The organism is Streptomyces altiplanensis (genome assembly GCF_053591575.1).
This window is the reverse complement of sequence record NZ_JBSFUB010000046.1, coordinates 31,101-55,393: the sequence shown is the minus strand read 5'-3', so window position 1 is coordinate 55,393 and position 24,293 is coordinate 31,101. Positions and strand designations below refer to the sequence as shown.

Annotated in this window: 24 protein-coding genes and 1 pseudogene; 12 read left to right on the top strand and 13 right to left on the bottom strand. The window is 71.4% G+C overall.

Features of this window, described 5'->3' with window-relative positions; translation table 11 throughout:
• Positions 1-170: 170 nt before the first annotated feature.
• The gene (locus tag ACWD0Y_RS20745; RefSeq protein ID WP_450261800.1) at positions 171-398 is read right to left on the bottom strand and encodes a type A2 lantipeptide; all 228 of its coding nucleotides are present in this window, start codon (positions 396-398) and stop codon (positions 171-173) included.
• A 496-nt stretch (positions 399-894) separates the two neighbouring features.
• Between ACWD0Y_RS20745 and ACWD0Y_RS20740 the strand changes: the two genes are divergently transcribed.
• Positions 895-1,380, top strand: coding sequence for a hypothetical protein (locus ACWD0Y_RS20740; RefSeq protein WP_450261799.1), 486 nt, complete (start codon positions 895-897; stop codon positions 1,378-1,380).
• 45 nt (positions 1,381-1,425) lie between these two features.
• Here the strand turns inward: ACWD0Y_RS20740 and ACWD0Y_RS20735 are convergent, their stop codons facing one another.
• Positions 1,426-2,151, bottom strand: coding sequence for a class I SAM-dependent methyltransferase (locus ACWD0Y_RS20735; RefSeq protein ID WP_450261798.1), 726 nt, complete (start codon positions 2,149-2,151; stop codon positions 1,426-1,428).
• Between the two features lie 133 nt (positions 2,152-2,284).
• Here ACWD0Y_RS20735 and ACWD0Y_RS20730 point away from each other — a divergent pair, with 133 nt between their 5' ends.
• Positions 2,285-2,728 (top strand): SPW repeat protein, encoded by a 444-nt coding sequence (locus ACWD0Y_RS20730; RefSeq protein WP_450261797.1) that lies wholly within the window; start codon positions 2,285-2,287, stop codon positions 2,726-2,728.
• 281 nt (positions 2,729-3,009) lie between these two features.
• Here ACWD0Y_RS20730 and ACWD0Y_RS20725 read toward each other — a convergent pair whose 3' ends face one another.
• Entirely contained in the window at positions 3,010-4,320 is a 1,311-nt protein-coding gene (locus ACWD0Y_RS20725; RefSeq protein ID WP_450261796.1) for a streptophobe family protein, read from the bottom strand.
• A gap of 349 nt (positions 4,321-4,669) precedes the next feature.
• Between ACWD0Y_RS20725 and ACWD0Y_RS20720 the strand changes: the two genes are divergently transcribed.
• The 4 genes from ACWD0Y_RS20720 to ACWD0Y_RS20705 all read left to right on the top strand — a co-directional run bounded on the left by ACWD0Y_RS20720 (position 4,670) and on the right by ACWD0Y_RS20705 (position 8,350).
• On the top strand, positions 4,670-5,485 hold the full coding sequence (locus ACWD0Y_RS20720; protein ID WP_450261795.1) for a DUF6777 domain-containing protein: 816 nt from the start codon (positions 4,670-4,672) through the stop codon (positions 5,483-5,485).
• Between the two features lie 166 nt (positions 5,486-5,651).
• Positions 5,652-5,993 carry a hypothetical protein gene (locus ACWD0Y_RS20715; protein WP_450261794.1) on the top strand — a complete coding sequence of 114 codons (342 nt, stop codon included), beginning with the start codon at positions 5,652-5,654 and terminating at the stop codon, positions 5,991-5,993.
• A gap of 136 nt (positions 5,994-6,129) precedes the next feature.
• The gene (locus ACWD0Y_RS20710) at positions 6,130-7,167 is read left to right on the top strand and encodes an NAD-dependent epimerase/dehydratase family protein (RefSeq protein ID WP_450261793.1); all 1,038 of its coding nucleotides are present in this window, start codon (positions 6,130-6,132) and stop codon (positions 7,165-7,167) included.
• Between the two features lie 124 nt (positions 7,168-7,291).
• Complete coding sequence (locus ACWD0Y_RS20705; protein WP_450261792.1) at positions 7,292-8,350, top strand: SigB/SigF/SigG family RNA polymerase sigma factor; 1,059 nt, start codon at positions 7,292-7,294, stop codon at positions 8,348-8,350.
• Here the strand turns inward: ACWD0Y_RS20705 and ACWD0Y_RS20700 are convergent.
• From ACWD0Y_RS20700 to ACWD0Y_RS20675, 6 genes and pseudogenes are all read right to left on the bottom strand, one after another.
• Positions 8,274-8,432, bottom strand: a pseudogene (locus ACWD0Y_RS20700) (ATP-binding protein); the annotation flags it as partial. The gene ACWD0Y_RS20705 and the pseudogene ACWD0Y_RS20700 sit on opposite strands and share 77 nt — an antisense overlap.
• Positions 8,433-8,698: 266 nt before the next feature.
• On the bottom strand, positions 8,699-9,901 hold the full coding sequence (locus ACWD0Y_RS20695) for an FUSC family protein (protein WP_450261791.1): 1,203 nt from the start codon (positions 9,899-9,901) through the stop codon (positions 8,699-8,701).
• A 21-nt stretch (positions 9,902-9,922) separates the two neighbouring features.
• Positions 9,923-10,630 (bottom strand): HAD family hydrolase, encoded by a 708-nt coding sequence (locus ACWD0Y_RS20690; protein WP_450261790.1) that lies wholly within the window; start codon positions 10,628-10,630, stop codon positions 9,923-9,925.
• 126 nt (positions 10,631-10,756) lie between these two features.
• Positions 10,757-10,933, bottom strand: coding sequence for a CsbD family protein (locus ACWD0Y_RS20685; RefSeq protein WP_450261789.1), 177 nt, complete (start codon positions 10,931-10,933; stop codon positions 10,757-10,759).
• A 112-nt stretch (positions 10,934-11,045) separates the two neighbouring features.
• A complete protein-coding gene (locus ACWD0Y_RS20680) occupies positions 11,046-11,222 on the bottom strand; it encodes a hypothetical protein (protein ID WP_450261788.1) in 177 nt (58 codons plus the stop codon).
• Between the two features lie 42 nt (positions 11,223-11,264).
• Positions 11,265-11,636 (bottom strand): VOC family protein, encoded by a 372-nt coding sequence (locus ACWD0Y_RS20675; RefSeq protein ID WP_450261787.1) that lies wholly within the window; start codon positions 11,634-11,636, stop codon positions 11,265-11,267.
• Between the two features lie 132 nt (positions 11,637-11,768).
• Here ACWD0Y_RS20675 and ACWD0Y_RS20670 point away from each other — a divergent pair, with 132 nt between their 5' ends.
• The 4 genes from ACWD0Y_RS20670 (at position 11,769) to ACWD0Y_RS20655 (ending at position 15,722) form a co-directional block, all read left to right on the top strand.
• The gene (locus ACWD0Y_RS20670) at positions 11,769-12,311 is read left to right on the top strand and encodes a 2Fe-2S iron-sulfur cluster-binding protein (protein ID WP_450261786.1); all 543 of its coding nucleotides are present in this window, start codon (positions 11,769-11,771) and stop codon (positions 12,309-12,311) included.
• Complete coding sequence (locus tag ACWD0Y_RS20665) at positions 12,308-13,294, top strand: FAD binding domain-containing protein (RefSeq protein WP_450261785.1); 987 nt, start codon at positions 12,308-12,310, stop codon at positions 13,292-13,294. The genes ACWD0Y_RS20670 and ACWD0Y_RS20665 overlap by 4 nt, the downstream gene beginning before the upstream one ends.
• A 17-nt stretch (positions 13,295-13,311) precedes the next feature.
• Positions 13,312-15,417 carry a xanthine dehydrogenase family protein molybdopterin-binding subunit gene (locus ACWD0Y_RS20660; protein ID WP_450261784.1) on the top strand — a complete coding sequence of 702 codons (2,106 nt, stop codon included), beginning with the start codon at positions 13,312-13,314 and terminating at the stop codon, positions 15,415-15,417.
• A 128-nt stretch (positions 15,418-15,545) separates the two neighbouring features.
• Complete coding sequence (locus ACWD0Y_RS20655) at positions 15,546-15,722, top strand: hypothetical protein (protein WP_450261783.1); 177 nt, start codon at positions 15,546-15,548, stop codon at positions 15,720-15,722.
• Between the two features lie 69 nt (positions 15,723-15,791).
• On the opposite strand, the gene ACWD0Y_RS20650 is transcribed toward ACWD0Y_RS20655, so the two are convergent.
• The 4 genes from ACWD0Y_RS20650 to ACWD0Y_RS20635 are packed head-to-tail and all read right to left on the bottom strand — an operon-like array spanning position 15,792 to position 20,401.
• Positions 15,792-17,156 carry a GH1 family beta-glucosidase gene (locus ACWD0Y_RS20650; protein WP_450261782.1) on the bottom strand — a complete coding sequence of 455 codons (1,365 nt, stop codon included), beginning with the start codon at positions 17,154-17,156 and terminating at the stop codon, positions 15,792-15,794.
• A gap of 20 nt (positions 17,157-17,176) precedes the next feature.
• Positions 17,177-18,070: a carbohydrate ABC transporter permease gene (locus ACWD0Y_RS20645; protein ID WP_450261781.1), complete on the bottom strand. Its 894-nt coding sequence runs from the start codon at positions 18,068-18,070 to the stop codon at positions 17,177-17,179.
• Positions 18,063-19,082 carry a carbohydrate ABC transporter permease gene (locus tag ACWD0Y_RS20640; RefSeq protein ID WP_450261780.1) on the bottom strand — a complete coding sequence of 340 codons (1,020 nt, stop codon included), beginning with the start codon at positions 19,080-19,082 and terminating at the stop codon, positions 18,063-18,065. The genes ACWD0Y_RS20645 and ACWD0Y_RS20640 overlap by 8 nt, the downstream gene beginning before the upstream one ends.
• A gap of 8 nt (positions 19,083-19,090) precedes the next feature.
• A complete protein-coding gene (locus ACWD0Y_RS20635) occupies positions 19,091-20,401 on the bottom strand; it encodes an ABC transporter substrate-binding protein (RefSeq protein WP_450261779.1) in 1,311 nt (436 codons plus the stop codon).
• A gap of 152 nt (positions 20,402-20,553) precedes the next feature.
• Between ACWD0Y_RS20635 and ACWD0Y_RS20630 the strand changes: the two genes are divergently transcribed.
• Together ACWD0Y_RS20630 and ACWD0Y_RS20625 are read left to right on the top strand one after the other, a co-directional pair.
• Positions 20,554-21,894 carry an ROK family protein gene (locus ACWD0Y_RS20630; RefSeq protein ID WP_450261778.1) on the top strand — a complete coding sequence of 447 codons (1,341 nt, stop codon included), beginning with the start codon at positions 20,554-20,556 and terminating at the stop codon, positions 21,892-21,894.
• Positions 21,895-21,996: 102 nt separating this feature from the next.
• Entirely contained in the window at positions 21,997-24,201 is a 2,205-nt protein-coding gene (locus ACWD0Y_RS20625) for a discoidin domain-containing protein (protein ID WP_450261777.1), read from the top strand.
• Positions 24,202-24,293 lie beyond the last annotated feature (92 nt).

Here is a 24,293-nt window from a genome sequence, read left to right as displayed (position 1 = left end):
CACTTCTTCAGGTGTCGCCGCATCCTGATGGACGGCAGTCTTCGGTACGTGTGGCGCGCGGAGCTGCCACGGCGATGTGGGGCGTACGGCCCGGCCGGTCGGCAAGGAGGGGGCGCCGACGGGCCGTGGTCACCGCTCGCGGCCGCGCCGCTCAGCGGCACACGGCAGGATCAGACGCCGGCGATGGTGGCGGTGGCGATACCCGCGGCCGGGGCGGTGTTGAGGCCGGTGACGCCCTCGACGGTGCCGACGAGCGAGCCCGCGGTGGCCGAGACCGGGAAGACGGAGTCGACGAGGCCCGTGGCGTTGGCGAGCACGGGGGTGCCGAGGAGGCCGCCGGACACGTTGTCCAGGTCGTTGTCGGAGATTTCCTGGGTCGCAACCTGGGAGAAGTTCATGATGCGAGTTTCCCTTCGCGTGAATATTTCGAAATTACCGCGACCGGCTCTGACGAGCAGGTCTCGGTGCGGAGGATCAAAGCACGTATGCGTGACGGGCAGCCAATCGAGCGATTGCCGAACCGGGCACATCCGTGCGCACAATTACCGCGACGTGCACGCCCGTTCATCACTTGGTGACATCTCCTTCACGGAATCACCCGACGCAAATCCCGACCCCCGGACACTTCCGTGACACCTCATTGGACATTCCCTCCCAGAGGGGCATACCCACAGGTCAGAACAGGTGAAGCCATTGGGAGACCGTGTGCCCGCTGCGCATTCGATGTGCAGATTCGCTGGTGTGACAAGGCCATTACGCAACGCCACTCCGGCGCACGTAAAGAAAGTAAGCGGCTTCCCGCCGGAAGCGGGTCGTCTGGGTCATCGGCGACATGGGTAGGAAAACGGTGCAAGAGCCGGCGTCCGCCGCGAACGGCGGCAGGAGGGGGCACACATGGAAACGGTCGGCAGCGACAGCGCGGAGACGGGCGCGGGCGGACTGCCCCTGTCCGAGGTCACCTACCAGGATCCCGACGACGACTCCGGCGAATCCGCCATGCGCGCGTACGCCCGGCGGGCCTGCGAACTGACCGGCATGGACCCGGAGTACGGCGTGCCCGCCCTGGTCACGATCGCGCTGCGCGAGTCCGCCTGCAATCACCCGCGCTGGCGGGTGAACACCACCGACTCCAACGCGCACGGCCCGGTCATGGCCGACGGGCACCCGCAGAACTGCTCACGCGGCGCCACCCAGTGCATCCCGCCGACCTTCGCGGCGTACCACCAGGAGGGCACCGCGACGACCCCCTACGACGTGGTGGCCTGCATGTGCGCCACCGTCAACTACGTGCGCGCGAGGTACGGCGTCAACCGGTCCGGGTCCAACTTCGCCGAACAGGTCCAGCAGGCGGATCCCGGCCGGCCGCCCAAGGGTTACTGAACCGGCCTCCCCGGCCGGCCCCCCGGCCGTCCCCCCCACCGCCCCTCACTCCTTGCGGGCCACCACCAGTCGCCAGTTGGGGCTCCCGTCGGCGCGGCGGCCGAACTCCTCCAGGGGCTGGAGCCGCACCGTGAAGCCGGCCCCGGCCAGGTCCTCCCGCACGCTGCCCAGCGGGAAGGTCCGGTAGTACATGACGAACCGCGGCCGCCACAGGGCGTTGCGTACGCGCATCACGGAGTCGAAGCCGAGCAGCGCCCAGTACAGCGGTGAACGGACGGACTGGGGCGCGCCGACGGGAAAGACGAAGAGTCCGCCGGGCCGCAGCGCCCGGTGGACCCCGGCGAACAGCGCGGGCCGCTCGGCGGGCAGGAAGTGGCCGAACGCCCCGAAACTCACCGCCAGATCGAATTCCCGGCTGAACGGCAGGGCGCGGGCGTCGGCCCGCACCCAGTCGACCGCGGGCGTCCCCCCGTCGTCGAACGCCGCCCCGGCGGCGGCCAGCATCCCGGCGCTGAAGTCGGTTCCGGTGACCCGCTCGCGGCACAGCGGCCGCAGCACGCGGACGCCCGCGCCGGTGCCGCAGCAGACATCGAGACCCGCGTCGAACGGGCCGAACGCGTCCAGGGCGCCGGCGACGGCCCCCAGGAACCGGTCGGGGGTGCGGAAGGGAGTGTGGTCGAACTTCGGGGCCAGGAGGTCGTAGCCGCGTTCGACGGAGGAGAGGGCCTGCACGGTCAGCTCGCGGAAGGTGGGCCCCTGGGAGGTGAACACGGACGCCAGGGTAGTCGTGGCGGCCGGAACACCGGCGTGATTCCCGTCCCTCGGACCCGTTGACCAAAACGGTCTATTGAGCGTTATATATGACCTAAAGGGCAGATAAGGCTTTTACGGGAGGCAGCCTGTCATGACCACTCATACCAGCATCGAGCAACACCCCGACCTGGCCGAAATGCGCTCCCGGTTCGAGCGCGCGACCAGCACTCCCCGCGCCCAGGCGATAGAGACACTGGCCCTGCTCACGGGTCTGTACCTCGCCGCCTCGCCGTGGATAGCCGGGTTCAACGGCCTCACCACACTGGCCGTGTGCAACCTGATCACCGGTGTCGCCTACGCCCTGTGCCTGGGCGGGTTCGGCTCGGCGTACGAGCGGACTCACGCCATGGCCTGGGCCGCCTGCGCCATCGGCGTATGGACGATCGTCTCCCCATGGGTCGTGGCAGGCAACGTCGACACCACACGCAGCGTCGTCAGCAACGTGATCGTCGGCTGCGTGGCACTGCTGCTCGGCCTGGCCATGGCGGCCATGAACCGCGGCTCGACCGGTCGCGGCCGCGCTCGCGGCCACTGAGCCCCGGCACCGGCACGACGGGCTGACAACTCCGCAGTCCCCCTCTGGTCCCCGGCCGTGCACGGCCGGGGACCAGAGGGGGCCGGACGGCCGTCCGGCCGGACGAAAGCATGGCCTGCCGGGCATACGTGCCCGGCGTCCGATCGGGCGAATATCCGTACCCGCAGGCAAAACAGACCTCGTCGGACCCGGCGGCGGTCCCGCACCGCGCCCCACCACCCCACCGTCCCGCGGGGCACTGCCGGTCTTCTCCGGGCCCGCCCGCCGGCCGTCGGCGGGCCTCAGGAGGCCGGCGGCCGCACCTCGCCCCGCCGGTGCACCCGTGCGGCGAGCAGACCGCCGAGGAAACCCGCCACCAGCCCCCAGAGCACGGCAAGACCGAGCGCCGTCCACAGCCGCGGCCGCAGCGAGACCTCTCCGTCGAGGCCGAGGCCGAGGCCGCCGCTGATCTCCGAGAGGAAATCTCCGATTCCCAGCAGCGACAGACCGTAGTGGGCGGAGATCCCGGCGGTCAGGCAGACCGCCAGCACGGTGAGGGTGAGCGCGACGGCCATGTGGACGGCGTGCTGCCAGAGCCGCATCCGGGCGGGTGAGCGGACCGCCATGAGGAACGCGGCGGCCACCACCAGGACCACGGCGGCGACCAGCAGCCACCAGGCCCGTCCGTCCTGCTCGGTGAGCGTACGGAGGTTGACGGCCGAGATGTCCGGCGTCCGGAGCACCTTGTCCAGCACCTGCGGCATCGGCAGCCCGAAGGGGCCGTCCACCTTCCCCTCCCAGGACGCGCCGAGTCCCACCGTGAAGGCGATCCAGGCGAGGTTCGGCAGTCCGAGCAGGATCACGGCGAACGTCTCGGCGGGGTGATCGCGCGTCACCGCGACGACGAGTGCGACGACCAGCCCCAGTACGACGCAGGAAAGCAGCAGCGCCACCATGGCGAAGGCCGCCGGGCGCACCGGTTCCTGGAACCGCACCAGGCGGGCGGGGAGCGGCGCCCTGCGGGACACGAGGAGAGCCACCGCGAGGAGGCCCGCCAGCCACAGCAGTCCGAAGAGGAGGGTGACGGGGAGGTCTGCCCGGAACCCGATCTCGGGCGATGCCTCTTCCAGCAGGTCGTCGAAGAGGCCGCCCGTCGGGTCCTCCAGCGGGATGCGGAACGTGTGCCGTGCGAAGAGCGAGAGGACGACGAGCGCCGGCACCCACAGGGCCGCCAGGCAGGCGGCCCGCCCGGCGAGTTCGCGGACACCGACGACGGCCCGGTGCCGCAGCGGCCGCAGGAAGCCGGCGGCGATCACCAGCGCCCCGGCGATGGTCACCGAAAGGGGCAGCACCGACAGGTCCGCCCTCGTCTCGGCGATCGCGCCCGCCCCTCCGGACATCCCGACGGAGCCGCCGGCCGCCATCACCACGACGGCCGCGACGACGCTCGGGAACGCACCCCCGGGCAGGTCGGCCGCCCCTGCGGCCCACAGCCCGAGAGCCGCCGTGACGGCCATGGCCGCCAGGCCGGCGAGCACCGTCACGAGGGCATCACGCCAGATGTGTGCGGCGCGCGGCGCACGGCTTCGGTCGCTGAACTCCTGCTGGCTCACGCCGCCACGCTATCCACGGGTCCGGCGGTCCGCCGCCGGAGAGGGCCGACCGCGTCAGCTTGCGGGCCGTACGGATACGAGGCACACAATAAGCGCACAAAGCGAGAGAAAAATCTTGAACCGGGATTGATCCCTACGTTGGGAAGAGCAGCCCGTGAGTGCTCAACCGCCGCCCTCGGGCCGCCCCGCAGGACCTGCCCCCGGCCCGCTCCCGGGCCGTTCCGGGCCGGGCCCGACGCCATCGCCCGGCCCCCCTTCGGGTCCCCCGTCCGGTCCTCCGGGCGGCGGCGGTACGGGCGGCGGCGGTACGGGCGGACCCGGTGAGCCCGGGCGTCCCTGGTGGCGGTCCGTGCCCCGGGTCTCGGCCGTCGCCGCCGTCCTGGTGGCCGCGGTGGTGGTGGCCGTCGTCCTCACCCGTCCGGACGGCCGGCCGGCCACGGGCGGCGAGGTCTTCCTGGAGACCGCGGGCTCGTCCGGGCCGGACCCGTACACCGAGTCGGCGGCACGCGAGGACCCCGGGGCGACGTCGTCGGCCACACCGCCGGGCGTGGGGCCGAGCGCGTCGGCGGCCCGGTCCCCCGCCGTCCCCGCCATGGAGGGATCGAGCCCCGGCCTGTACGGCGGGACCCGGAAGGTCTCCAGCTGCGACGTGGAGAAGCAGATCACCACGCTCACGGCCGAACAGAGCAAGAACAAGGCGTTCGCCACCGTCCTGGACATGGAGCCCACCGGCGTACCGGAGTATCTGCGGTCGCTGACGCCCGTACGGCTGCGGATGGACACCCGGGTCACCAGCCACGGCTACCGCAGCGGCGCTCCCACCAGGTACCAGGCCGTATTGCAGGCGGGCACGGCCGTCCTCGTCGACGACCGCGGCGTACCGCGGGTGCGCTGCGCGTGCGGCAACCCGCTGCACCCGCCGGCCGCCCTGCAGGGCACCGTCAAGCGGACGGGGAACCCGTGGCCCGGGTTCCGGCCCACGAACGTGGTGACGGTGGAGCCCGCGGCCCGGCCGGTGGACGCGTTCGTCATGTTCGACCCGGAGAGCGAGGGCTGGTTCCGCCGTGAAGCGGGCGACACCGGCGACGACGACGAGGAGACTCCGCCGCCGGGTCCGCCCCCGGCGGGTTCCGGCCCGCCGGTCTCCGGGGGGCCTACCGAGTGAATTTGACGGCGTACCAGCCTCCTGGCTCGCACCGTGCGCCGGGCCACTGGTTTGCTGCCGGACAGGCGTACGGCGAGCCGCCGCAGACCGGAGCTCCGGTGCCAATGCCGCCGGGAGACCGCAGGGGCGAGCACACCGCCCGGGAACAAGAAGGAAGGAGGGGAGCATGGACCCCGAGGGGGACAGCGACCGCGGTCTGGCCCAGTTGGAGGGCTACCTCCTGTGGAGCGCCGAGGTGGCGGAAGCGCGCCGCCAGGCGGGCCTCTTCACCGAGCAGCTGCCATGGCTGACCACCGCGCAGCGCGAGGACGTCGAACGCGTCTACACGGCCGAGCGGCTGGCCGCTTCCCGGGCCATGCTGGTGCGGATCTCGGACCGGGCCACCGCGCTGCGCGGCGAGTACACCGAGCGCTACCGCCGGCTCAGGGCGCGTTGCGTGGCAGCGGCCGTCCTGGCCTCCGGCGCGGCGAGCGGGGCGTGCGCCGCGGTCGCCTTCCTCGTCCGGTGACACGCGTGCGGCGACACCCGCCCGATGACGCCGCGCCCAGCCGCGCGGTGCCCGTTTCACCCGTTCCGTTCTGGGGACCCGAAGGACGTCCGCCCGGTTCCGGAGCGACACGACGAGTGAAGTCACGGAGTGCCTCATGAGTGTGAGAACAGGGCTACGGGTGGTCGTCACGGGCGCCACCGGCAACGTCGGCACCAGTGTGGTGCGGGCACTCGCGGAGGATCCGCAGGTTGCCTCCGTCCTGGGCCTCGCCCGCAGGGTTCCCGACCTGACGGTCCCCCGGACGGAATGGGCCGCTGTGGACCTGGGGCAGGAAGGGGCCGCCGACCAGCTCGTCGGGCACTTCGCCGGCGCCGACGCCGTCGTCCATCTCGCCTGGCGCTTCCAGCCCACCCACGACCCGGTGCTCACCTGGCAGACCAACGTCCTCGGCTCGCTCAGGGTCTTCGACGCGGTGGTGACCGCGGGGGTGCCCGCGCTCGTGCATGCTTCGTCGGTCGGCGCGTACGCGCCCGGCCCGAAGGAGGCCCCGGGGGTCGACGAGTCCTGGCCGACCCACGGCTGGCCGGACGCCGCGTACTGCCGCGAGAAGTCCTACCTCGAACGGGTGCTGGACACCTTCGAGCACGAGCACCCGCACGTCCGCGTCGTGCGCATGCGTCCCGCGTTCCTGTTCAAGGAGGCGTCGGCGAGCGAACAGCGGCGCATCTTCGCGGGCCGCTTCCTCCCCGGCCCCCTGGTACGGCCCGAACTGCTCCCCTGGGTCCCCGATCTGGAAGGGCTCGTCCTCCAGGCACTGCACACCGACGACGCCGCGCAGGCGTACCGGCAGGCCGTGGTGCGCGAAGTGGACGGAGCGTTCAATCTGGCCGCCGGCCCGGTCGTCGACGCGCGGGTACTGGGCGAACTGCTGGGGGCGCGCGTGGTGCGGGTGCCCGTGCGCGTGGTGCGCGCCGCGCTCGCGGCGGCCTGGAGCGCGCACCTCGCCCCGGCGTCACCGCACCTGTTCGACGCGGTGCTGCGACTGCCCGTGCTCGACGCGTCCCGGGCGCACCGGGAACTCGGCTGGCAGCCGTCGCGGTCGTCCACCGACGCGATCCGGGAGTTCCTGGACGGCGTGCGCAAGGGAAGCGGCGAGCGGACGGCGCCGCTCGCGGGCCGCAAGGCGAGTTAGTCACGTCGCCGGCACCGGTACCGGCACTGGCGATTCATGCAATAAGGCACCAAAAGGCGCGCTTGGGTAAGATATCGATCAGGAAGCTCGCACGACGGTTCCCCCCGCGCGTCGAAGGAGCCTCATGTCCAGCCGCCTGCGCACTCGTGACACCGCCCCCGCCGCGCCAGGGTCCCGCCCGCCGGGACTGGCCGACTTCCCCGACCTCCCGGATCTGCGCACCCTCTGCACACCGGACGCGCGCACCCTGTCCGACTCCCTGTTCGGGCGGCTGGCGTCGCTGAAGGAGGGGACACCGGAGTACGCGTACGTCCGCAACACTCTGGTCGAGATCAACCTCAGCCTGGTGAAGTATGCCGCGTCGCGGTTTCGCAACCGGAACCAGCCCATGGAAGACGTCGTCCAGGTGGGCACCATCGGTCTGATCAAGGCCATCAACCGTTTCGACGTCGGGCGCGAGGTGGAGTTCCCCTCTTTCGCGCTGCCGACGATCGAGGGCGAGATCAAGCGTTTCTTCCGGGACAACAGCTGGGACGTGCGGGTGCCGCGCCGGCTGCAGGAGCTCCGCATCGACATCGCCCGGGCCTGCGACACCCTGGAGCAGGACCTGGGCCGCGAGCCCACAGCCGCCGAGCTCGCCGATCACCTGGGCGTGAGCCGGGAGCAGGTGCAGGAAGGCCGTCGGGCGGCGAACGGCTACAACGCCCGTTCCCTCGACGCGGCGTTCGACGACGAGGCGCCCACGAGTTTCGCGCAGTGCTGCCTGGGCGAGGAAGTCCGGGCGTACGACACCGTCGAGTGCATGGTGGCCCTGAAACCACTGGTGGCCACCCTCGCCGAGCGGGACCGCACGATCCTCACCATGCGGTTCGTCGAGGAACTGACACAGCGGGAGATCGGCGAGCGGATGGGCATCTCCCAGATGCAGGTGTCCCGGCTGCTGACGCGCATCCTGAGCACCCTGCGCGAGGCTCTCCTCGCGGAGGACGACGGGCGGCCCGCTAAGGTCCCGGTCGCCGGGCACCGCCCGGCGCCGCCACCTCCGCCCACACCGTCTTGCCGCTTCCCCGCGGGAGAGAGCCCCAGCTCCGGGCGAGGCGCCGCAGCACGACCAGACCGTGCCCGCCGGGCGCGGCCACGCCCGGCGGCCGGGGCCTCGGATGGACGGGGCTGCCGTCGGTGACCTCGATGCGCAGCCGGTCGGCCGTGCAGTGCAGTACGAACTCCCTGGGCCCGCCGGCGTGCAGGCAGGCGTTGGTGACCACCTCGGACACGAGCAGAAGGACGTCGTCGACGACCGCCTGCTCGTCTTCGTCCCCGGCGGGGATCCATTGCCAGTCGGTCAGGGCCTCCCGGCTGAAGTCGCGGCAGCGACCCACGATGTCCTCGGCGCCGCACAGGGTCAGCCGACGGGTCTGCCCCCGCGACTGGAGGACGTCACTCAGTACCACGACGCACCCCCTGGTCTCGTGGTCTCGGTTGAGGGCTCGGGTTGAGGGCTTTGGCCATCGGGTGCCCGGAACGCGTCGTTTTACCCTTTGTCCCGGCCGCCTTGTGTGCGCACGTTCCGTTCCAGCGGAGCGAGCTCGTAAAGCAGCTGCTGGGACTCCGCGACGAGGCCCCCGACCGACGTGGCCGTCTCGCTGTCCTGGTCCAGCAGCTGCTGCTTCAGCCGCCCGTGCGCGGCCCAGGCCGATTCGAGCGCGAGCGCGCGTTCCTCCTTCGCGGCCCGGCCCCGCCCCTCGAGCACGTCCCGGTCGGCCGCGCACACGTCGCCCGCCGCCCGCAGGAGATCCGACAGGTGCGTCAGGACGGAATCGGGCGGCGGCCTCAGCATGGGCTCGTCGCTGACCGTACTGACGAGGCTGCGTGTGAGCGCCACCAGCGGGTCGGCGATCCGTTCCCAGGCATAGTCCCACTCGGGCGGAGGCAGGGCCGGGCCGGTACGCCGCAGACGGCCGGCCGGGTTGAGGCGGTAGCTCTCGCGGTTCCACAGGCGGGCGTCGTGCAGGTCCGCCAGGATCGCGGTCACGCGGCGGGCCCGGTCGTGCCAGGACTCGGCCTCCTGGCGGCCGTACCCCTTCCGCAGGCCGTCGGCGACGGTGTGCAGCAGCTCGGAACTCTCCGAAGGCAGCCTGCCCAGGGAGTCCCGGACGCTGCGCAGATGTACGGGGGGAAGGATCAGCGCGTTCACCGCGATGCCGATGACCGCGCCGACGGCCGACTCGAAGAGCCGGTGCAGGATGTCGAGGCCCGAGTAGGACCCGTAGGCCAGTACGAACACCGCGGTCGTCGGCGCGTACAGGCCCTGCTCGCCGAAGCGCCCGTAGTTGCCGAGCAGTACGGCGACCGGCAGCACCAGGACCATGGCGGTCATGGTGTCCCCCGTCAGGTTGGCGGCTCCCGCCGCCAGTACGGTGCCCAGGGCGATCACGACGAGCTGCTGCACCCCGGAGCGCAGGGAACGGTAGACGGTGCTCTGCACCAGTACGACCGCCGTCCACGGCGCCATCAGGGCCATCGGCGCGTTCCACCACCAGCCGGTCAGCGCCCAGGCCAGGACCGCGGCGCCCGCGGCCTTGAGGGACTGGGTGACCACGTCGCGCTCCGGGCCGGGCCCCGCCCAGGCCCGGCGGGCCGAACGCCAGATCGCCGACGCCTCCCGGGACAGCCATCGCCACGTACGGCCGAGCGCGACACCACCGGTGTGCGATCGGTGATCACTCTCTGCCACTGCCACCTCCGGAATCCGCGCCTACGTCACGGCACGCGTTCCCGGGCGGGCGTCTCCGAACCGCTCCTTCAGCCGGGCGACAGGACTCTCGCCGAGGCGGGCCAGCAGGTCCGCGGGGTCCTGGTAGACGGCCGCGGCGCCGGCGTCCTCGAGGTCCGCCTGCGGGATGCCCCCGCACCGCAGCGCCACAGCGAGCACGCCCGCGCGGGTGGCGGCCTCCATGTCCCACACCGTGTCGCCGACGAACACCGCACGGTCCGCCGGTACCCCGGCCAGTTCCAGGGCCTGCTCGACCGGGCCGGGGGCCGGCTTGCCCGCGTCGACGTCGTCGGCGCTCGCAGTGGCGGTGATGGCGTCGTCGGCGTCGATGGCACGGCGCAGGGCGTCGAGTTCCGCGCCGCTCGCCGACGTGGCGAGGACGACGCTCCAGCCCTGCCCGGCGAGGGTCCGCAGCAGCCGGCCGGCCTGCGGCAGGGCGGGCAGCCGGTCGGCGTACGTCGCGTACAGCGTCTTGTGGGCGGCGCTGATCGCGTCGTCCTGGCTCGTGTCACGTCCGTCTCCGAGCAGATGGGCGACGAGGTCGTGGCCCGCCAGGCCGACGGCCCGGTGGATGTCGTGCATCACGACGTCGTGCCCGGCCTGGCGGAACGCCTCCCACCAGGACGTCACATGCAGATGATTGGTGTCGACGAGCGTCCCGTCGACGTCGAAGACGGCCGCGCACTCCATGTCGCCGTTCCTCCTTCTCGGAACTTCCCGGAACTTCCCGGAACTCCTTGGAATTTCTCCGGACCTCCCGGAGCAGACCGACGGGCCGCGCGGCCGAGACCGCGCGGCCCGTTTCCGGCACCGGGACTACTTCTGGGTCGACCTCTTGACCCGGTCGCCGGTCTTCTCGACCGTTTCCTGGGCCTTGCCCCTCACCTGTTCGCCGCGGCCTTCCGCTTCCATCCGCTGGTCGTCGGCGGTCCTGCCGGCGGTTTCCTTCATCTTGCCCTTGAGCTGCTTCGCCTTCGCCTTCGCCTTGCTCACGACAGTGTCCTTCCACAGAGATCAGAGGTGACCGAACTGGCTCCCACCTTGCGCCGGTCACCCCGTACCTGCAATCCGGGACGTCCCGGAATGTCCGGGTACGCCCGCCCGTTCAGCTCGTCGGCTCGTCCGGGGCGGAGTCCTGCCCTGCGTCGGGGGTGCGCTCCTCCCGCGCGCCGTCGCCGGCTTCGTCCAGCGGGTCCTCACTGTCCTGCGCCTGCTGATCGGGCAGGTCTCTCGGCACGGGCGTACCGCCCTCTTCCTGGTCCTGCGCCTGCCGGTCACTCATGGATCCTCCTCACGTCGGGCGGCGTCGCGGCCGCCGGATGTCTCACTCGCGGCAGAGGCAGAACGGGTGGCCCGCCGGATCGGCGTACACCCGAAAGCCCCGTCGCCCGCCGTCGTCGTCCAGGTCGAGCGGGGTCGCGCCGAGAGCGAGCACCCGCTCCTGCGCCGCCTCGATGTCCGGTACGTCGAAGTCGAGGTGCATCTGCTGCGAGTTGTCGTCGGCCCGCGGCCAGTTCGGCGGCCGGAAACCCGGCGCGCGCTGGAAGGCGATACGGATTCCGCCGGGCACGCGCAGGTCGTACCAGTCCTCGTCGTCCTGCTTCACGTCACCACCGAGCACCGCGGCGTAGAAGCCTGCGAGCGCCTCGGGATCGGGGCAGTCCACGGCCACGAGAGAGAACTTCGCAACAGCCATGCCGACCTCCTTGCTCGGGTTCGCGTCCCACCCCGGTACCCGTCCCGGGCCGAGTGAACCGAACCGCGCAAATCATCATATTTTGATAGGAAGGGAAGAAGTGACACCTTCGGACCTGAGAGGCGCGACGGAGTGGAGCCCACCAGCCAGCAGGAGAACGCGCACAGCTCTGTCCTCACCCTTCACGTCAACGGGACCCCGCACACCCTGTCGCTCGACCACAGGACCACCGTCCTGGACGCCCTTCGCGAGCACCTGGACCTCACCGGGGCGAAGAAAGGGTGCGACCACGGCCAGTGCGGTGCGTGCACCGTGCTCGTCGACGGCCGGCGCGCCAACAGCTGCCTGCTGCTCGCCGCCGCCCACAACGGGGCACACATCACCACCGTGGAAGGTCTCGCCGACGGCGACCGGCTCCATCCGGTCCAGGAGGCGTTCGTCGCGCGGGACGCCCTGCAGTGCGGCTACTGCACGCCGGGCCAGATCTGTTCGGCCGTCGGGGTCCTGGCCGAGGCCGCCGAGGGCGCCCCCTCGTACGTCACACCGCCCGGGCACGCCCCGGACGGCCCCGCCGCCCTCACCCCGCACGAGATCCGGGAACGCATGAGCGGCAACATCTGCCGCTGCGGCGCCTACCCGAACATCGTGGAAGCGATCGAGGAGGTGGCGCCGTGAAGCCGTTCGCGTACTTCCGCGCCGAGACCGCCGACGACGCGGTCGGGGCCTTCGCCGCCCATCCCGGGGCGCAGTACCTCGGCGGCGGCACCAACCTCGTCGACCTGATGAAACTCGGGGTCGCGACCCCGGGACTCCTCATCGACATCAGCCGTCTGCCGCTGGACGGGATCGACGAGACGCCCGACGGCTCCCTGCACATCGGCGCGACCGTACGCAACAGCGACCTGGCCGCCCACCCCACCGTGCGCACGCGCTACCCCGTCCTGTCGCAGGCCCTGCTCTCCGGCGCCTCGGGACAGCTGCGCAACGCCGCGACCACCGGCGGAAACCTGCTCCAGCGCACCCGCTGTCCGTACTTCCAGGACACCTCGACCCCCTGCAACAAGCGCGCCCCGGGCACCGGGTGCTCGGCCCGCGAAGGGCTCCACCGCGACCTCGCGGTCCTCGGCCACTCCGAGCACTGCATCGCCACGCACCCCTCGGACATGGCGGTCGCGCTGGCCGCCCTCGACGCCGCCGTCCACCTGCGCGGCCCGCAGGGCGTACGCACCCTGGCCCTGGTGGACCTCCACCGCCTGCCGGGCGACCGCCCCGATCAGGACACCGTCATCCGTACGGGCGAACTGATCACCGGCGTGACCCTGCCGCCGGGCCTGGCCGGGGCCCGCTGCGGCTACCGCAAGGCCCGCGACCGCGCCTCCTACGCCTTCGCCCTCGCCTCCGTCGCCGCCGTACTGCGGGTCGAGAACGGCATCGTCCGCGACGCCGCCCTGGCCTTCGGCGGACTCGCGCACCGGCCCTGGCGGGCCCGCGCGGCCGAAGAGGTGCTGCGGGGAGCGCCCGCCACCGAGGACACGTACGCCCGGGCGGCCGACGCCGAACTCGCCGCGGCCGAGCCGCTGCGCGACAACGGCTTCAAAGTGCCGCTCGCCCGCAACCTCACCATCAGCGTGCTGGCCGAGCTCGCTTCCCGTACCTGAGGACGTGAGAACCCGTCATGACGCACGCACCGTCCCCCCTGGGCACCCCCGCCGTCCGCCGCGAGGCCCGCGACAAGGTCACCGGCGCCGCCCGCTACGCGGCCGAGCACACCCCGCCCGGGTGTGCCTACGCCTGGCCGGTGCCCGCCACCGTCGCCCGCGGCCGGGTCACCGCCGTGCACGCCGACGAGGCGCTGGCCCTGCCCGGAGTGCTCGCCGTCCTCACCCACGAGAACGCGCCCCGCCTCGAAGAACCGGACGACCCCACACTCGCGCTCCTGCAAAGCGCCCGCGTCCCGCACCGCGGCTGGTACGTCGCCCTGGTGGTCGCCGACACCCTGGAGAACGCCGGGGCAGCCGCCGACGCGCTGCGGATCGAGTACGCGCGCGAGGAGCACGACGTACGGCTGACCGCCCACCACCCGGGCCTCTACACACCGGAGCAGGCGAACGGCGGCCACCCGGCCGTCCGGGAACGCGGCGACTTCGACACGGCGTTCGCCGCCGCGGCGGTGCGGATCGACGCCACCTACACCATGACCGCGCTGCACAACCACCCCATGGAACCGCACGCGGCCACCGCCTGGTGGGACGACGGGCATCTGACCGTGTACGACTCGGCCCAGGGCTCCAGAGCGGTCCAGGACGTTCTCGCCCGGATCTTCGGACGGGACAAGAGCCGGGTCACGGTCGTCTCCGAGCACGTCGGCGGCGGGTTCGGCTCCAAGGGCACCCCCCGCCCCCAGCCGGTGCTGGCCGCCATGGCCGCGCTCCACACCGGGCGCCCCGTCAAGCTGGCACTCCCCCGCCGCCAGCTCGCCGCGGTCGTCGGCCACCGCGCGCCGACCGTGCAGCGCGTCCGGCTGGGCGCCGGCGCCGACGGCGTGATCACCGCGCTCGCCCACGAGGTGATCACGCACACCTCCACGGTCAACGAGTTCGTGGAGCAGGCGGCTGTCCCGGCCCGCACCATGTACACCTCGCCCCACAGCCGCACCGGCCACCGGGTCGCCGAACTGGACGTGCCGACCCCCTCGTGGATGCGCGCTCCGGGCGAGGCGTCCGGGATGTACGCCCTGGAGTCGGCGATGGACGAACTCGCCGTCGCCGCCGGGGTGGACCCGGTGGAACTGCGGCTGCGCAACGAACCGGACACCGAACCCGACAGCGGCAGGCCCTTCAGCAGCCGGCACCTGGCCGAGTGCCTGCGGGAGGGGGCCCGGCGCTTCGGCTGGGAGCGCCGCGATCCGCGTACGGGCGTCCGCCGCGAAGGGGACCTGCTGCTGGGCACCGGGGTGGCCGCCAGCACCTACCCCGTCATGGTCAGCCCGTCCTCCGCCACCGCGCACGCCGCCCCCGACGGCACGTACCTGATCCGGGTCAACGCCACCGACATCGGCACCGGGGCCCGCACCGTGCTCGCGCAGATCGCCGCCGACGTGCTGGCCGTGCCCCTGGAATCGGTGCGCGTCGACATCGGCAGCACCGATCTGCCGGCGGCGCCGCTCGCGGGAGGTTCGTCGGGCACCGCGTCGTGGGGCTGGTCCGTGCACAAGGCCTGCACGGCCCTGGCCGAGCGCCTCGGCGATCACTCCGGCGGGCTGCCGGCCGAGGGCGTGAGCGCCGCCGCGGACACCGGGGAGGAAGTGGGGAGGGAATCGCCGTACGCGCAGCACGCGTTCGGCGCCCACTTCGCCGAGGTGCAGGTCGACACCGTGACGGGAGAGATCCGCGTGCGCCGTCTGCTGGGCGTCTACGCCGCCGGCCGCATCCTCAATCCCCGTACCGCGCGCTCCCAGTTCATCGGCGGCATGACCATGGGCCTGGGCATGGCGCTGACGGAGGGAAGCACCATGGACGCCGCCTTCGGGGAGTACACGGAGAAGGACCTGGCCTCGTACCACGTGCCCGCCTGCGCGGACGTGCCGGCGATCGAGGCGCACTGGATCGACGAGGACGATCCGCACCTCAACCCGACGGGCGGCAAGGGCATCGGCGAGATCGGTGTGGTCGGCACGGCGGCGGCCGTCGCCAACGCCGTCCACCACGCCGTGGGGGCACGGCTGCGGGAGCTGCCCCTGACGCCGGACAAGGTGCTGCCGTACGTGAACCCGGTGAGGTGACCGCCGGCCGGCGGCGCGGCCGGCGCGGCGCCGACCAGGAATGACCGGTCTGCGGCAGGGAATACGGCTGGTAGCGGCGCAGCCACCGGGATGACGCGTGGTTCGCCGTCCAGTGGTGGGAGAAGAACATGCTGGCATTCGCGGCGGCGGTGGTGTTCGTCATCGCCTTCATCATTCACGCGACCGAGGCGTCGACAGCCGCGGTCTTCGGTCCGACGAGTCTCATGCTCCTCGGGCTCGCCCTCCTCGCCCTGCATGTGGCCGGTGTGGGCTCCGGGTGGTCCGCCCGGGGTGCTCGGCGCTGACAGGGAGCGGACCGGTTCACGACTGCCCGGGGCGGGGCCGCGGCCCCGCCCCGGGCAGTCCCCTGTCCGTCAGGCCGCGCGGGCAGTGCGCGCGCGGTGCTCGCGGATGATGCCGGCGTAGTGGTGACCGCTGCCCTTGATGGTGCGGCGCTGGGTCTTGTAGTCGACGTGGACGAGGCCGAAGCGCTTGTCGTAGCCGTACGCCCACTCGAAGTTGTCCAGCAGCGACCAGGCGTAGTAGCCGGCCAGCGGCGCGCCCCGCTGCGCGGCGCGGGCACAGGCCGCCAGGTGTTCCTGGAGGTACCGGGCGCGCTCACGGTCGTCGATCGTGCCGTCGGCGAGGACCGCGTCGGGGTAGGCGGAGCCGTTCTCGGTCACGTAGATCCGGCGTGCGCCGTACTCCTCGGTGAGGCGCATCAGCAGGGTCTCGATGCCGCCCGCGTCGATCTCCCAGTCCATGCCCGTGCGCGGTACGCCGGGCCGGCGGATCTGCCGTGCGAAGGGGTACGGGCCGTGCGGGTCGTCGGTCACCACGGCCGGGAAGTAGTAGTTCAGGCCCAGCCAGTCCAGCGGCTGCGCGATGGTGGCGAGGTCGCCGGCGCGCTCGGGGAGGTCCACGCCGTACACCTCGGTCATGTCGGCGGGGAAGCCCCGGCCGTGGACCGGGTCGAGCCACCAGCGGTTGGTGTGGCCGTCCATGCGGCGGGCGGCGGCGAGGTCGGCCCCGGACCGCGAGGCGGGTTCGACGGTGGAGAGGTTGTTGACGATGCCGATCTCGGCGCCGGGCGCGGCGGCGCGTACCGCCTGGGTGGCGAGGCCGTGGCCCAGCAGCAGGTGGTACGAGGCACGGACGGCGGCGGTGATGTCGGTGGCCCCCGGCGCCATCTTGCCTTCGAGGTGGCCGATCCAGGCCGAGCAGAGCGGCTCGTTGAGGGTGGCCCACAGCTTCACGCGGTCGCCGAGGGCGCCCGCGACCACGGAGGCGTACGCGGCGAAGTGCTCGGCGGTCCGGCGCTCGGGCCAGCCGCCGCGGTCCTGGAGGGCCTGCGGCAGGTCCCAGTGGTAGAGCGTGACGTTCGGGGTGATGCCCGCTTCCAGCAGGGCGTCGACGAGCCGGGAGTAGAAGTCGAGGCCCTCCTGGTTGACCGCCCCGTCGCCGCCGGGCACGATCCGCGGCCAGGCGACCGAGAGCCGGTAGGAGTCGACGCCCAGTTCCTTCATGAGCGCGATGTCCTCGCGCCAGCGGTGGTAGTGGTCGCAGGCGACGTCACCGTGGTCGTCGTTGTCGATCTTGCCCGGGGTGTGCGAGAAGGTGTCCCAGATCGACGGGGCGCGGCCTCCCTCCGCCACGGCTCCCTCGATCTGGTACGCCGAGGTGGCCACCCCCCACGCGAAGTCCCCGGGGAGGGCGGCGAGGTCGTTGAGCTGGGTCACGGAAGTCCTTTCGGGGCGGATCACTTGACGGCTCCGGCGGTGAGTCCGGAGACCAGGTAGCGCTGGAGGAAGAGGAAGCCGACGACGACGGGGGCGCTGACGACGAGGGAGGCCGCCATGACCTGGTTCCAGTACACGTCGTTCTGGGTGGCGTAGCCCTGGAGGCCGATGGAGAGGGTGCGGGTCGCCTCGTTGGTCATGACGGAGGCGAACAGCACCTCGCTCCAGGCGGTCATGAAGGAGTAGACCGCCACGGCGATGATGCCCGGGACGGCCGCGGGCACGATCACCCGGAACAGCGCGCCGAGGGGACCGCAGCCGTCGACCATCGCGGCCTCGTCGAGGTCGCGGGGGACCGAGTCCAGGTAGCCGATCAGCATCCAGATGGAGAACGGCAGGGAGAAGGTGAGGTAGGTGAGGATGAGGCCGCCGCGCGAGCCGAAGAGGGCGATCCCGGTGGCGTTGCCGATGTTGACGTAGATGAGGAACAGCGGCAGCAGGAAGAGGATGCCGGGGAGCATCTGCGTCGACAGCACCGTGACGGTGAACAGCCGCTTGCCCCGGAAGCGGTAGCGGCTGACGGCGTACGCCGCGAAGATCGCGATGATCACCGAGCAGACGGTCGCCGCGCTCGCCACGATCAGCGAGTTCACGAAGTAGTCCGCCAGCGGGACGGTGGACCAGATGTCGATGTACGGGCGGATCGTGAGCTCGCTGGGCAGCCAGCGGAACTCGCCCGCGACGTCCTGGAGCGGCTTCAGCGAGCTGCTGATCATGACGTAGACGGGCACCGCCACGAAAGTGGTCAGCACGGTGAGGAAGATCCTGCGGGTCCACAGGAAGGACCGCGGGGGCGCGGTCGGTGAGCGGCGGGGCGCCGCCGCGGCGGGGGCGCCCGTCGTCGCGCTAGACATCGGCCGGCTTCCTTCCGCGCGAGGTGACCAGGAGGTAGGCGCCGGTCACCGCCAGCAGGAACAGCAGCAGCAGGGCGGACATGGCCGATCCGGTGCCGAAGTTCCAGGTGACGAACGACGACTGGTAGATGTGGATGGAGATGAGGTTGGCGGCTTCGGGGGCCGATTTGCCGAACAGCACGAACGGCGTGTTGAAGTCGTTGAACGTCCACAGGAACAGGACGAGCACGAGGACCTGGTTGACCGGCTGCAGCGAGGGCAGCGTGATCTTGCGGATCTGCTGCCAGACGCCCGCACCGTCCAGGGCGGCGGCCTCGTACAGCTCCCTGGGGATGTTCTGCAGGCCGGCCATGATGATCAGGAAGGCGAACGGCCAGCCCTTCCAGACGGAGACGACGAGCAGCGCGATGAAGCTGTTGTCGCCGATCAGCCAGAAGGAGGAGCCGTCGGTGAGGCCGAGCTGGTCGTGCAGGACGTGATTCACCAGGCCGTTGTCCCGCTGGAACATGAACGCCCAGGTGATGACGGCGGCGTAGGCCGGCAGCGCGTACGGCACCAGGAAGAGGGTGCGCAGCAGGCCGCGGCCGCGGAAGGTGTCCTGGAGGAAGATAGCGGCGGCGGTGCCGATCAGCCAGCACAGGCCGACGGAGAGCACGGTGAACGCACAGGTCACCAGGAACGAGTCGAGCAGGGCCTCGCCCACGGGTGCGTCGAAGTCGACGGTCGCGGAGAAGTTGGCGAGCCCGTTCCACGGCGCGACGGACCAGTCCCGGATGGTGAACTGGGTGAGTTCCTTGAAGCTCATCATGATGCCCATGACCATGGGCACCAGGTGGACGAGGAGTTCCACGAGCACGGCGGGCAGGAGGAGCAGGTAGGGCAGGCCGGCGCGGCGGAGCCGTCCGGGGAGGCGCGGCCGGCGCGGCCGGCCCTTCCCGGTGGCGGGCCGCTCGGTCGAGCGGCCCGCCGGCGCCTGTGCCTGCCGGTGAGCGGCGGTGGCGGCGGGTGTCACAGTGGGACCTACTTCGGCATCTGCTGCTGGGCCTTGGACAGGGCGGCCTTGACGGACTCGGTGGTCACCGGGCGCCCGTTGGCGGCGTCGGCGAAGAGGCCCTTGACGGCCGTGCCGACCGCGGTCTCGAACTGGGACTCGTTGGCGACCTGCGGCAGCGGGGCGGCGCTCTTGGTGAGCGTCTCGCGCAGCACGGTGCCGTCGGGGGTGTCGAAGGAGCCGTCCTGCTGGGCGGACTTGACCGACGGGATGGACCCGTACGTTCCGTTGAGGATCTTCTGCTCCTCGTGGCTGGTCATGAAGTTCACGAACTTCGTGGCGCCGTCGAGGTTCTTGGTGTTCTTGAAGACGGCGATGTTGATGCCGGAGACCATGGAGTTGATCTGGCGGCCCTGGCCCGGCGTGCCGGACTGGACGGGCGCCGGGGCGACGCCCCAGTCCTCGTTCTTCATGCCGTGGGCCTTGAACGTGCTGGCGGCGGACTGCCACAGCACCATGGCCGTCTTGCCCCTGGCGAAGTCCTGGAGGGACTGGTTCTGGGCGTACTCGGCGTTGCCCGGGGCGATGATCTTGTTCTTGCCCATGAGGTCGACGTACTGCTTCACGGCCGCGACATTGGCGTCCGAGGTGAAGTCCGGCTTGCCGGAGGCGTCGAAGAAGTTCCCGCCGTGCTGCTGGCTGAGCACGAAGACCTGGTGGATGTTGTTGGACAGGTTCGAGCCCTCGGCGCCGAGCGCCCACTTGCCGTCCTTGGACAGCTTCTTGCCCGTCTCGACCATCTCGTCCCAGGTGGCCGGCGGCTTCTCGACGCCGGCGTCCTTGAACATCTTCTTGTTGTAGTAGAGGGCGTACGACATCGAGTACAGCGGTACGGCCGCCGGGTCCTGGCCCTTGGCGCCCGCCGAGGCGACCGCGGCCTCGGCGAAGCGGTCCCGTCCGCCGATCTTCTCGAAGGCGGCCTCGTCCCACGGCATCAGCGCGCCGGTGGCCTGGAGGGAGGCGGACCAGGTGTTGCCGATGTTCAGCACGTCCGGGCCCTGGCCCGAGGTGGTGGCGGCCAGGATGCGGTCGAGCAGGTTGGCCCAGGGGACCACCTCCAGCTTGACCTTGATGCCGGTCTCCTTCTCGAACTTCTTCAGCTCGGGAGTGAGGATCTTCTTGTCGGCCTCGATGTTGGCGCCCTGGTTCGTCGCCCAGTAGGTCAGCGTCTTGGGCGAGGCGTCGCTGCCTGTCCCGCCCTCCCCGCCCCCGCACCCGGTGGCGGCGGTCGCGAGGGAGGTGACGACGGCTATGGCTGCCGCGGCTCGGATTCTGCGCATGGCGGAGACGGCCCTTCGGAGATGGGTGTGGCCTGGGTGGTGTTCAGCCCCTGAACAACCTCACGGCTTAATTTAGAACGTGAGTTAAGTCCCGAGAGAGGGTCGCGTCAAGACTTGAAGCGGCGGTATGTTGCACGGAGGAAGGGAGCCATATGGCCATGCCGAGCAGACGAACCGTCCGTGACCTGCGACGAAGTAGCCGAAAGGCGGTATTGCAACGACTGTATTTCGACGGCCCGATGAGCCGGCAGGCCCTCGGTGGCGCCACCTCACTCAGTTCGGGCTCCATCAGCACCATCGTCGCGGAGCTGGTCGGCGAGGGGCTCGTCGAGGAGGCCGGCACGGTCGAGTCCGACGGCGGGCGCCCGCGCACCCTGCTGCGGGTGGCGCCCTCCGGCGCCTGCCTGATCGGTGTCGACGTGGGCGAGACCCGGGTGCGCGTCGAGCTGTTCGACCTGGCCCTGGCCGAACTGGCCCGTTGTGAAAGGCCGTTGCAGCGCAACGGTTACGACGTCACGTCGGTCGTCCGGCACATCAGCGAAGGCATCCGGGACGTGATGAACGAGGCGGGCATCACCGCGGACCTGCTGCTCGGCGTCGGTGTCGGCATCCCCGGCATCGTCGACCGCGGATCCGACGACGCCGACGCCGTGGTGCACGGCCAGACCATCGGCTGGGACGCGGTGCCGCTGGAGTCGCTGCTGCGCGACTGCGCCGTCCTGCCGCCCGGTACGCGGTTCTTCATCGAGAACGGTGCCAAGACCCTCGGCCAGGCCGAGATGTGGTTCGGCGGCGGCCGCGGCGTACGGGACGCGGCGATCGTGCTGTTCGGCTCCGGCGTCGGCGCGTGCCTGGTCACCGACGGCGCCGTCTTCGGCGGAGCGCGCGGCAGCGCCGCCGAGTGGGGTCACACCACCCTGCGCGTACGCGGCCGGCAGTGCCGCTGCGGCGCGCTCGGCTGCCTGGAGGCGTACGCCGGCGCCGAGGCGCTGGTGCAGCGCTGGCAGGAGGCGGGCGCGACGCTGCCCGCCGACACCGACGAGGAGACGGCGGTCACCGCCCTGCTCGCCGCCGCCCATCCCGAGGAGGGTCCGGCCGACCCGGTGGCCCTGAACGTGCTGGACGAGACGGCGGAGTACCTGGGCGCCGGAATCTCCGATCTGATCAACCTCTACGGCCCCGAGCGCGTGCTCCTCTGCGGCTGGGCGGGGCTCCAGCTGGCGCCGTACATCCTGGACGACGTACGCCGTCACGCGAAGGCGTACGCGCTGCGCCACCCGGCCGAGCGGGTCACCATCGAACTGGGGCGGCTCGGACCCGACGCCGTCACCGTCGGCGCGGCGACGCTGCCGCTCGCGGACTTCTTCGCGCGCGGCGGCCGCCTGCACGAGCAGGCGACGGAAGGTGAGGCCCCCGTCGAACAGGCGGGCTGGCGGGCCACGATGGAGACGCGCACACTGGCCGCCGCGCCGAAGGAGTCGGTACGGAAATAACCGGTGCACACCCCTTGACCACAGCAGCGTGAGCGGACAAGCATCTCCTGCTTGGAGAGCGCTCTCCAAGTGACTTCCCCCCTCGACCGAGGAGCACAGCTCATGCGTCATGTCCCTGCCCACGCGGCCCCGCCGCCCCTCAGATCCCACGTTTCCGCACGTCAGGGCGTCGCCGGTGCCGTGGTCACCGCGCTCGTCGCCACCCTCCTGCTGTTCGTCCCCCAGACCACCGCCCAGGCCGCGCCCGCGCTGCTCTCGCAGGGCAAGCCGGTGACGGCTTCGAGCCAGGAGCACCACGGCACACCGGCGACCGCGGCGGTCGACGGCGACAACGGCTCGCGCTGGTCGAGCGCCGCCGCCGACCCCCAGTGGATCCAGGTCGACCTGGGCGCGCCGGCGAGCGTGAGCCAGATCGTCCTGCGCTGGGAGGCCGCGTACGCGAAGGCGTACCGCATCGAGTTCTCCGCCGACGCCAAGAACTGGTCGACGGCGCACTCGACCACCACGGGCCCCGGCTCCACCGAGACGCTGAGCGTCTCCGGCACCGCGCGCTACGTCCGCATGTACGGCACGGCCCGCGCCACCGGCTACGGCTACTCGCTCTGGGAGTTCCAGGTGTACGGCACCACCGGTGACGGCGGGGGCGGCCCGCAGCTCCCCGGCGGCGGCGACCTCGGCCCCAACGTGCACGTCTTCGACCCGTCGACGCCCAACATCCAGGGCAAGCTGGACGAGGTGTTCAGGAAGCAGGAGTCGGCGCAGTTCGGCACCGACCGCCACGCCTTCCTGTTCAAGCCCGGCACGTACAACAACATCAACGCGCAGATCGGCTTCTACACCTCGATCGCGGGCCTGGGCCTGTCGCCCGACGACACGACGTTCAACGGCGACGTGACCGTGGACGCCGGCTGGTTCAACGGCAACGCGACGCAGAACTTCTGGCGCTCGGCCGAGAACCTGGCGCTGAACCCGGCCAACGGCACCAACCGCTGGGCGGTCTCCCAGGCGGCCTCCTTCCGCCGCATGCACGTCAAGGGCGGACTGAATCTCGCACCGAACGGGTACGGCTGGGCCAGTGGCGGCTACATCGCCGACACCAAGGTCGACGGCCAGATCGGCAACTACTCGCAGCAGCAGTGGTACACCCGGGACAGCTCGATCGGCGGCTGGTCCAACTCCGTGTGGAACCAGACCTTCTCCGGTGTCGAGGGCGCCCCGGCGAACAGCTTCCCCGAGCCCCGCTACACCACCCTGAACACCACCCCGATCTCCCGCGAGAAGCCCTTCCTCTACCTCGACGGCAGTGAGTACAAGGTGTTCGTCCCCGCCAAGCGCACCAGCGCGCGCGGCACCACCTGGGCGAACGGCACGCCGCAGGGCAGCTCGCTGCCGCTGAGCAAGTTCTACGTCGTCAAGCCGGGCGCCACCGCCGCCACCATCAACGCCGCCCTCGCCCAGGGCCTGCACCTGCTCTTCACACCGGGCATCTACCACGTCGACCAGACCATCAACGTCAACCGGGCGGACACGGTCGTGCTGGGCCTCGGGCTCGCCACGATCATCCCCGACAACGGCGTGACCGCGATGAAGGTCGCCGACGTCGACGGCGTGAAGCTCGCCGGGTTCCTCATCGACGCCGGACCCGTCAACTCCCCGACGCTGCTGGAGATCGGCCCGCAGGGCGCGTCCGCCGACCACTCGGCCAACCCGACGACCGTCCAGGACGTCTACATCCGGATCGGCGGGGCCGGTCCCGGCAAGGCCACCACCAGCATGGTGGTCAACAGTGACGACGCGATCATCGACCACACCTGGGTCTGGCGCGCCGACCACGGCGACGGCGTGGGCTGGGAGACCAACCGGGCCGACTACGGCGTCCGCGTCAACGGCGACGACGTGCTGGCCACCGGGCTCTTCGTCGAGCACTTCAACAAGTACGACGTGGAGTGGTACGGCGAGCGCGGCAGGACCATCTTCTACCAGAACGAGAAGGCGTACGACGCGCCCAACCAGGCCGCCATCCAGAACGGCAGCACCAAGGGTTACGCCGCCTACCGGGTCGACGACTCGGTCGACGTCCACGAGGGCTGGGGAATGGGCAGCTACTGCAACTACAACGTCGATCCGACGATCGTCCAGGACCACGGCTTCAAGGCACCGGTCAAGCCGGGCGTGAAGTTCCACAGCCTGCTGGTGGTCTCACTCGGCGGCATGGGCCACTACAACCACGTGATCAACAACACCGGAGCCTCCACCGCCCCCTCCGGCACCTCGACCATCCCCTCGACGGTGGTCTCCTTCCCCTGACCGGCGGCCGTGCACGGCCCCTGACGGGCCGGCCGCGTGACGGCCGGCCCACCCCACGCACTCCCTCCCCGCCCGGGGCCCGGCCTTCTCTC